This window comes from Paenimyroides marinum, from assembly GCF_900108395.1.
Taxonomy (GTDB): Bacteria; Bacteroidota; Bacteroidia; order Flavobacteriales; family Flavobacteriaceae; genus Flavobacterium; species Flavobacterium marinum.
The window spans coordinates 1-8,630 of sequence record NZ_FNXE01000066.1 but is presented as its reverse complement, the minus strand read 5'-3'; the positions used below and the strand labels follow the sequence as shown (position 1 = coordinate 8,630).

Annotated in this window: 10 protein-coding genes and 1 pseudogene; 4 read left to right on the top strand and 7 right to left on the bottom strand. The window is 34.8% G+C overall.

From position 1 onward, the window contains the following. Positions 1-264: 264 nt before the first annotated feature. Positions 265-567 (bottom strand): hypothetical protein, encoded by a 303-nt coding sequence (locus tag BLW20_RS13965; protein ID WP_143037820.1) that lies wholly within the window; start codon positions 565-567, stop codon positions 265-267. A gap of 37 nt (positions 568-604) precedes the next feature. Beyond that, entirely contained in the window at positions 605-940 is a 336-nt protein-coding gene (locus BLW20_RS13960) for a 2Fe-2S iron-sulfur cluster-binding family protein (RefSeq protein ID WP_091102679.1), read from the bottom strand. Between the two features lie 108 nt (positions 941-1,048). On the opposite strand from BLW20_RS13960, the gene BLW20_RS13955 reads away from it, so the two are divergent. Beyond that, a complete protein-coding gene (locus BLW20_RS13955) occupies positions 1,049-1,843 on the top strand; it encodes a TIGR00266 family protein (RefSeq protein WP_091102675.1) in 795 nt (264 codons plus the stop codon). Between the two features lie 145 nt (positions 1,844-1,988). Here the strand turns inward: BLW20_RS13955 and BLW20_RS13950 are convergent, their stop codons facing one another. The 5 genes from BLW20_RS13950 to BLW20_RS13930 all read right to left on the bottom strand — a co-directional run bounded on the left by BLW20_RS13950 (position 1,989) and on the right by BLW20_RS13930 (position 6,890). Next, positions 1,989-2,690 (bottom strand): ATP-binding cassette domain-containing protein, encoded by a 702-nt coding sequence (locus tag BLW20_RS13950; RefSeq protein WP_091102672.1) that lies wholly within the window; start codon positions 2,688-2,690, stop codon positions 1,989-1,991. A gap of 2 nt (positions 2,691-2,692) precedes the next feature. Beyond that, a complete protein-coding gene (locus tag BLW20_RS13945; protein WP_091102668.1) occupies positions 2,693-4,159 on the bottom strand; it encodes a DUF5687 family protein in 1,467 nt (488 codons plus the stop codon). Between the two features lie 186 nt (positions 4,160-4,345). Then, on the bottom strand, positions 4,346-5,404 hold the full coding sequence (locus BLW20_RS13940) for an NAD(P)/FAD-dependent oxidoreductase (protein ID WP_091102664.1): 1,059 nt from the start codon (positions 5,402-5,404) through the stop codon (positions 4,346-4,348). 87 nt (positions 5,405-5,491) lie between these two features. Beyond that, positions 5,492-5,737 carry a NifU family protein gene (locus tag BLW20_RS13935; protein WP_091102660.1) on the bottom strand — a complete coding sequence of 82 codons (246 nt, stop codon included), beginning with the start codon at positions 5,735-5,737 and terminating at the stop codon, positions 5,492-5,494. Between the two features lie 25 nt (positions 5,738-5,762). After that, positions 5,763-6,890, bottom strand: coding sequence for an Mrp/NBP35 family ATP-binding protein (locus BLW20_RS13930; RefSeq protein ID WP_091102656.1), 1,128 nt, complete (start codon positions 6,888-6,890; stop codon positions 5,763-5,765). A gap of 236 nt (positions 6,891-7,126) precedes the next feature. Between BLW20_RS13930 and tpx the strand changes: the two genes are divergently transcribed. The 3 genes and pseudogenes from tpx to BLW20_RS15015 form a co-directional block, all read left to right on the top strand. Next, on the top strand, positions 7,127-7,627 hold the full coding sequence (gene tpx, locus BLW20_RS13925; RefSeq protein WP_091102653.1) for a thiol peroxidase: 501 nt from the start codon (positions 7,127-7,129) through the stop codon (positions 7,625-7,627). A gap of 85 nt (positions 7,628-7,712) precedes the next feature. Continuing rightward, positions 7,713-8,303, top strand: a complete 591-nt coding sequence (locus tag BLW20_RS13920) for a phospholipase D-like domain-containing protein (protein WP_091102649.1) — start codon at positions 7,713-7,715, stop codon at positions 8,301-8,303. A 154-nt stretch (positions 8,304-8,457) separates the two neighbouring features. Next, positions 8,458-8,630 (top strand): annotated as a pseudogene (locus BLW20_RS15015) (IS982 family transposase); the annotation flags it as partial.

Genomic DNA, 8,630 nt, shown 5'->3' with positions numbered 1-8,630 from the left:
GCATTGGTCAGAATACACCTGATCAGCCACGTTGATGTGTTTTGGATGGTGCAAAATAGCCGAAGGACATACCAAAAACGAAAAAAGCGAAATAAATCACCCTGCCTTCAGACTTCTTTGTTCTAAAATAAGGGGGAGGTGGGTTTTGGGGAAACTAAAAAGATGTATTGATATTCAATAGATTAGCAACTAATTTTGCCCTATTTGAAAGATTGCCCGTTTAGTAGTGATTATCTAATTCAATTATAAAAAAGTAAAAATAACTTATTCTTTTGTAGAATCATCATTCAAATACGTTTTATGGTATTTTACATACCAATACCACAACCCGAAAACCGATAAGAAAACAACCAAAAGTGTTTGATCTGTTTTTTTCCACCGGTTGTATAAGTTGCTGCTCCAAATAACAAACAAACTGCTTAAAGAAACAGCTAAATGTATTAGTTGAATAATGATGTATATGCTGTATTTTTCGTTCAGATAAAAAACGGTATCGTGATTGAACGATATTCCCAATATATAACAAACCAACAAAATGGTCAATGCGATCAGTAAGCATTTTATCATTTTCAACAAAGTTTGCATAGCAAATAATTAAAAAAAACTATGCTTCTGGTGCCAATTCTATTTTTAAACCATCAATTTCGGGTGTAATTGCAATTTGACAACCTAAACGGCTGTTTTCTTTTACATTAAAAGCTTCCCAAAGCATTGCTTCTTCATCCGGGTTTTTCTCTGGAAGTTCCACCTCATCTTCATTCAGCACATAACATTGGCACGATGCACACATTGCCATACCCCCGCAAATACCAATGGTTCCTTCTTCTGCCAATTCATACGCACGCACCAGTTCCATTATGTTCATATTCATATCGGTAGGCGCATCAACAGTATGCTCATTGCCATTTCTATCTATAATTATTATTTTAATATCGTTCATTTCTTACCTTTTTGCAAAGGTACTAATTATAAAAAACAATATGAATTTTAGACTCCTTGTTGTAACATTTAAAAAAAACAATTACTAATTTTATAAAAACTATACGAAATGAATGCACACGAAATAGATTATCAGATTTTTGGTGAAGAAATGCAGTTTGTTGAAATTGAACTGGATCCGCAAGAAACTGTTGTTGCCGAGGCCGGAAGTTTTATGATGATGGACGATGGCATACAAATGGAAACCATTTTTGGCGACGGAAGCCAACAACAAGGCGGTTTGTTTGGCAAAGTTTTAAACGCGGGAAAACGTTGGGTTACAGGCGAAGGTTTGTTTATGACTACTTTTACCAATACCAATTACGGCAAGAAAAAAGTTTCTTTTGCATCGCCTTATCCCGGAAAAATTATACCTTTAGATTTACGTAGCTTAAACGGAAGGTTCATCTGTCAGAAAGATGCGTTTTTGTGTGCTGCAAAAGGAGTTTCGGTAGGAATAGAATTTAACCGAAAAATTGGAACCGGACTTTTTGGTGGTGAAGGATTTATTATGCAGAAATTAGAAGGCGACGGATTGGCTTTTATTCATGCCGGCGGAACCTTACATAAACGTGACTTGCAACCCGGCGAAGTTTTAAAGGTTGATACCGGCTGCATTGTTGGTTTTACAAGTGGTGTTGATTATGACATACAATTTGTCGGCGGAATTAAGAACACCATTTTTGGTGGTGAAGGTTTGTTTTTTGCAACACTTCGCGGACCGGGAACGGTGTATGTTCAGTCATTACCTTTTAGCAGATTGGCAGACAGAATCATTGCCCATGCACCAAGCACTGGCGGAAAAGGAAAAGAAGAAGGCAGTCTTTTAGGTGGTTTAGGCAGATTGCTTGACGGAGATAATTAATAATTTAATTTGTTTTTTACAAATAAAAGAAGTATCTTAACCCAAAATTATAAAAAGACTCCTAATAATTGAGCTTTTTTCATGATTAAAATGTTAAGGTTAATAGTATTGAAAAGATAGCCCAAAAAGCTATCTTTTCTTTATTTTACACCACCACGTCAAAAAAAGCGGTTAGTTCTTCAAAAGAATATTCTTTGGTGTTAATGTCTTTAATGATTTTGCCTCTTTCAAAACACACAATCCGGTCAGAGATTTCAAAGGTATGATTTAAATCATGGCTTGAAACCAGTAAGGTGGTTTGTTTGGTATCGGCAATGTTTCGTAAGATCTTTTTTAAACGAATTTGCGTTGTGGGATCCAAATTTGCGAAAGGTTCATCTAAAACAATCACTTTAGGGTTGCCAATCAGCGTTCCGATGATCCCTACTTTCTTTTGATTTCCTTTAGATAAATCGCGGATGTATTTGTTTTTTCCTAAAATCTCGTTGTTAAAGAAATCGGCATAATTCTGTAGAAATTCATCTATTTGTTGTTTGGTTTGGTTTCTTAATTCCCCTAAAAAATAAAAATATTCTTCGCAGGTTAAATAGCCGATTAAAAAACTATCGTCTAAAAAAGCGGTGGTAAACGATTTCCAGTCTTCGTTTTTATTTACAATTACTTCATTATTTTTGATGAACCCTTGCGATGGCTCAATTAAATCTAACAAAAGGCTAAAGAAGGTTGTTTTACCGGCTCCGTTGTTCCCTACCAAGCCAAAACTTTGTCCCATTGGAATTTCAAATCCCGGAAGATCCAACACTAAATTTCCGTCGTATATTTTTTTTAAATTATCTACTTGTATCATAATTATTTATAAGCTTTTAAGGTGGTATATTTTTGTTTTTTATATAATTTTTCGATTAAATCGAACATAAATTTCTTTAATAAAATTCCAATCAATCCAATAGCGATGAAAACGATAATTGCTATTTCGAATTTCAAGAACGTTGTTAAAATAAAATAGACAATCATAGGTGCTAAAACCGTAGGAATACTTAACAACATTGTTTTAATATTAAATGCCTTGGTATCGCCAAACGCGTTTTTATTGCTTGTTAGATCTATCTTTGTTCGAACATACGCACCAATAATCAACGATAAATAGCAGTTCCAACCAATATTATAAAACCCAACGGCAATAATGGTTATATAAACATTCCAGCCAAAATAAATGTAAAAACTTGCCAAGATCATAGAAACCAACGTTCCTAAAACCATAATTAACCATTTTGATTCTAAATATTTTCGGTACGGAATATTTTGCGTCATCATTAGTGGGTAATAGCTGCTGTCCCAACTTGGAACGTATTGTCCAAACATCAGCATAAATCCTCCTGTAACCATAATTCCAGATAAAATAACAAAAGTTGATCCTTCAAAAGCTCCGGAAGGGTTCAATAAAAAGAACAGTCCGTACAGTAAAAACGCCAAACTCATATATAAAACGGTTCGGGTACGTTTGTTTCTGGTCAATAATTTTAAATCCAATTTTAAGAAAGGAGCTAACTTTCCAAAGCGGTTTAAAAAGTTTAAATCGTAATATTTATAGGTTTCTTTTTTAACAACAACAGTGCTGTCTAACGATAAATTTTTAAAGTAAAAACGGTAACATGCCACTAGCAACACGATCAAATAAGCTGCTACGACTACTATTAAAAACGGATAATTGTAAAGTGCTTCAAAGAAAAACTTGGTGTAAGCGGTTACTTCTACATATTTAAAGTAATCTAACGCCAAAACACCTGCAAAAACCACCAAAAAAGGTACGGCAAATTTATTTACGTGATTTAAAAGCTGTACCAAAAAATTGTTTGCCCATAAGAATATCGTAAACGAGAATGCAAACAAGAAACCTGTTACAAAACCTACTTTATAAGATAATGTTAACGTAAGTAAAATTGCGCCACCCATAAACAGGTTTACAAAATTAAAAAACGACAATGCCGATTTTGTTAAACAGTAATTTACAATTGTTTTTTTACGAACATTTTGTATCAGCAAAGGCTTTATCAAAGTAGTTGGCATTTTTTGAAAAAAGTACCGAATAACTAAATCGCCCAACCATAAATAAACGGCATATTTAAAAAAGCCCTGAAACGGATCTATTCCTTCTTCTGCAGCCATTTCAAATAAATCGGCACTTATTAAAGTCATTATAATTAGATAACCAAGTCCAAAATAGCCTTTACCAATTGCCATTATAATACTTTGTGCCATACCGCCTTTACGCTTTATGCCTTTCCATTCTAAATTGGCGAGTTGTTTAAATGTCATACTGCTTTTTATTTAGTAAGTAGAAAAAGTTAATGAAATGTTACAAAAAGACAGCAATTATTTTAAGTGATAAAAAACTAAACCCTTTCAGAGTTCGGAACTCTGAAAGGGTTAGTTGTTATAGGATAATTATCTAAAACCTGCAAGGTTTTGAAAACCTCGCAGGTTGGGATGTTTACAGATGATTTAATCAATTGCTTTTACAACCGCTTTTTCGGCTTCTTTACGCGTGCCGTCGAAACCATCAATACCAGAAACGGTGGTGTATTTCAACACATATTTTTTACCCGGATTTACCCGGTTATAAACACTTTGGCACATTAAGGTTGCTTCGTGGAATCCGCATAAAATCAATTTTAATTTCCCCGGATAAATATTGATGTCGCCAATAGCATAAATTCCTTCGATATTGGTTTGATAATCTAAAGCATTGTTAACCTTAATGGCATTTTTTTCGATTTCTAAGCCCCAGTTTGCAATAGGACCTAATTTTGGGGTTAAGCCAAACAAGGGAATAAAATAATCGGTTTCTATTTTCTTGGTCGATGTCCCACCGTCAAAAGATAACGTTACGCCTTCCACGTGTTCTGCACCGTGAATTTCGGTAACCTCAGCAGGTGTAATCAAATTGATTTTTCCTTGTTTTTTCAGTTCTTGCACTTTTTCTACAGAATCTAAAGCCCCGCGGAATTCATTTCGTCTGTGAACCAATGTTACCGATTTAGACACATCTGCTAAAAAGATACTCCAGTCCAAAGCGGAATCTCCCCCACCGCTGATAACCACATTTTTATCTCTAAATTGCTCCGGATTTTTAACAAAGTACTCCACTCCTTTATCTTCATAAAATGCCAGACCTTCAATGATAGGTTTCCTTGGCTCAAAACTACCCAGACCACCTGCAATTGCAACGGCTTTAGCATGATGTTTTGTACCTTTGTTTGTGGTCACAATAAACGTTCCGTCTTCTAACTTATCAATGGTTTCAGCCACTTCGTTTAAGGTAAATCCCGGTTCAAACTGTTTAATTTGTTCCATTAGATTATCAATCAATTCGGCTGCTCCTACCGATGGATAGCCCGGAATATCGAAGATGGGTTTTTTAGGGTATAATTCGGTTAATTGTCCGCCGGGTTGCGGTAATCCGTCAATTATATGACAGCGTAATTTTAATAATCCGGCTTCGAACACAGCAAAAAGTCCTGTTGGTCCGGCACCGATTATCAATATATCAGTTTCAATCATAAAAGTAAAATTTATATAAAATTAAAGAGCTACAGGCACAAAAAAAGTGATAAATATCATTCATCACTAATTTGCTTGTAGTTTTTATTAAAACACCGAAATGTTCTCTACCGTTTCTATTTCGGGTGCATATTTTTTAATAGTGGTTTCTACGCCTGCTTTCAATGTCATTTGATTGATTTTACAAGACGTACAGGCACCTTCTAAACGAACTTTAACGTGTTTGTCGTCTTCAATAGAAACCAGCGTTATATCTCCGCCATCGGATTTTAAAAACGGACGGATTTCCTCTAACGCTTTTTCTACATTTTCTTTGATAGTTTCTGAAGCCATTTTGCTTGATATTTTATTTTGAAACTTATTTTTTAACAGCAGAACAACCTGCCATTGTGGTGATTTTAATTGCTTCGGTTGGTGGCAGCGAATCATTTCTTAAAACAGTTTGCGATACTACATTTTTAGCGATTTCAACAAAAGCATCAGCTACCACAGATGCGTCTTGCAGAGCCGCCGGTCTTCCGTAATCTCCTGCTTCGCGAATGCTCTGAACAATTGGTACTTCGCCAAGGAACGGAACATCTAAATCTGCTGCCAGATTCTTAGCACCTTCCTGCCCAAAAATATGATATTTGTTTTCAGGTAATTCTGCCGGTGTAAAATACGCCATATTTTCAATAATTCCTAACACCGGCACGTTGATGCTTTCTGCCATAAACATTGATACGCCTTTTTTAGCATCGGCCAAAGCCACTGCTTGCGGAGTGCTTACCACAACGGCTCCTGTAATTGGAAGCGACTGCATTATTGATAAGTGAATATCGCCTGTTCCCGGTGGTAAATCTAACAACAAGAAGTCTAATTCGCCCCAATCAGCATCAAAGATCATCTGGTTTAAGGCTTTAGAAGCCATTGGTCCACGCCAGATTACCGCCTGATCGGGACTTGTAAAGAAACCAATCGACAATAGTTCAACGCCATAGCTTACAATGGGTTTCATTTTTGATTTGCCATCTACATCAACCGAAACAGGTTTTGATTTTTCTACATCGAACATAATCGGCATCGATGGTCCGTAAATATCGGCATCTAACACACCTACTTTAAAACCCATATTGGCTAAAGTAACCGCTAAATTGGCTGTGATTGTTGATTTACCAACACCTCCTTTTCCTGATGAAACAGCAATAATATTACTGATTCCCGGAATCGATTTCCCTTTGATCTCGGGTTTTTCAGGAGTTTCTACTTTGATGTTTACTTTTACTTTTGCTTTATCGTAGATTTTTTCGTGAATTACTTTCATGATATCTACTTCGGCACGTTTTTTAATATGTAAAGCCGGTGTGTGCAACGTAACATCAACCACCACTTCGTCGCCAAAAGTCATTACGTTTTGAACCGCACCGCTTTCGACCATATTTTTACCTTCGCCTGCAACAGAAATGGTTTCTAAAGCCGACAATATTTCTTTTCTATCTAATTTCATTGAACTCATCTTAAAATAATGCTGTTTAAAAATCTGTTCTTAAACAACTTATATAGAATAATTTTAAATTACAAAGATAACACGAATTTGTTAAACTTTAAAGTTAATGATTTAATAAATTATGTGGAACGTTGGGTGTGAGATGATGGGTGTTAATTAAATAAAAAGATTTAGAGCCATTATAGCCTTTATTTAAAAATAGCTGTAATTTTATAGAAACAAAAAATAAATAAATTATGTCACAAATCACTTTTAAAGGAAATCCGGTGAATACTTCAGGAAAGTTACCGGAAATAGGTTCTAAAGCTCCTGATTTTAAACTAACAGCCGGCGATTTGTCTGAAAAATCGTTAAGCGATTACAAAGGTAAAAACGTGGTCTTAAATATTTTTCCAAGTGTTGATACCGGCGTTTGTGCACAATCTGTCCGCACGTTTAACGAAAAAGTTTCGGCAGCAGATAACACGGTTGTTTTATGTGTTTCTAAAGATCTGCCTTTTGCATTAAACCGCTTTTGCGCTGCCGAAGGTTTACAGAACGTTGAAACGTTATCTGATTTTAAAAGCAACGAATTTAGCGATGCTTATGGCGTAAAAATGACCGATGGTCCTTTAAACGGATTGTTAAGCAGAGCAGTGGTGGTGGTAAACCCCGAAGGAAATGTGGTATATAACGAACAAGTACCCGAAATTGGTCAGGAACCAAATTACAACAATGCACTGAACGCGTTGAAGTAAGAACAAGTTATTTTAAAACAAAACTCCTCCAAAGTTTCAAACTTTGGAGGAGTTATTTTTTTATTAAATTGCCTAAAAACATAATATGCACACAGAAGCGGTTTTTGAGGAAATTGCAAAACGTATAGAACAAGAAATCGGCAAGGCTCAATCTTCTATTATTATTGCGGTCGCTTGGTTTACCAACCGGAATTTATTTGATGCTATTTTAAAAAAAGCTCAACAAGGTTGTCGGGTTCATTTAATGATTACTGACGACGAGATTAATAACAATTCGCAAATTAATTATAGACTTTTAGAACAACACCAATCTCATTTTTACAAAATTGGAAATGATGAAAAAGCACTTATGCACAATAAATTTTGTATCATAGACCATACTATTGTTATTACAGGTTCTTACAACTGGAGTTATAAAGCGGAAATAAACCACGAAAACATTGTAATTCATTATAAAGACCACGAATTAGCCAAACAATTTATTGCAGAATTTGACTATATCCGTTCTATTTATTTTCCTGATTCGGCAAAACAAAACCGATTAGATGCCGATGATTCCATCAATGAAATAATAAAAAGACTGGAAGTATTACAACATTTTATCGTTCTTAAAGATTTGGAAGATATTGAATATGCCACAACCAAGCTTAAAAACCTGAGTTCGATTATTATTTAGGATAAATATATTGTGTAAAAAAAGAAATAGTTGTATATTTAATTATCTGATTGTTAAATATTTAAACAACTATTTCTTATGATTAATTTCGATAAAATTACAGAACTGCGAAGCACATCACGAACACAGAAATAGAATAAAAAATAGTGAGTAAATTTTTTGTCTTGTTGATGAATTTTGCCAGCAATTTTTTCCTTTTCTTGAAAAAAACAGTATTGGAAACAAATCTAAAAGACCCCCAATGATGTCACCCAGTGAAATAATCAGTATTATGATTCTTTTTCATTTGAGCGGTTTCAGATGCTTTAAGCACTTTTACATTTTCTA

Coding starts and splice junctions, on each gene's coding strand:
- BLW20_RS13920 (WP_091102649.1), top strand. CDS start 7,713: ATGCACACAGAAGCGGTTTTTGAGGAAATTGCAAAACGTATAGAACAA.
- BLW20_RS13935 (WP_091102660.1), bottom strand. CDS start 5,737: ATGGCTTCAGAAACTATCAAAGAAAATGTAGAAAAAGCGTTAGAGGAA.
- BLW20_RS13965 (WP_143037820.1), bottom strand. CDS start 567: ATGATAAAATGCTTACTGATCGCATTGACCATTTTGTTGGTTTGTTAT.
- BLW20_RS13945 (WP_091102668.1), bottom strand. CDS start 4,159: ATGACATTTAAACAACTCGCCAATTTAGAATGGAAAGGCATAAAGCGT.
- BLW20_RS13940 (WP_091102664.1), bottom strand. CDS start 5,404: ATGATTGAAACTGATATATTGATAATCGGTGCCGGACCAACAGGACTT.
- BLW20_RS13950 (WP_091102672.1), bottom strand. CDS start 2,690: ATGATACAAGTAGATAATTTAAAAAAAATATACGACGGAAATTTAGTG.
- BLW20_RS13955 (WP_091102675.1), top strand. CDS start 1,049: ATGAATGCACACGAAATAGATTATCAGATTTTTGGTGAAGAAATGCAG.
- BLW20_RS13960 (WP_091102679.1), bottom strand. CDS start 940: ATGAACGATATTAAAATAATAATTATAGATAGAAATGGCAATGAGCAT.
- tpx (WP_091102653.1), top strand. CDS start 7,127: ATGTCACAAATCACTTTTAAAGGAAATCCGGTGAATACTTCAGGAAAG.
- BLW20_RS13930 (WP_091102656.1), bottom strand. CDS start 6,890: ATGAAATTAGATAGAAAAGAAATATTGTCGGCTTTAGAAACCATTTCT.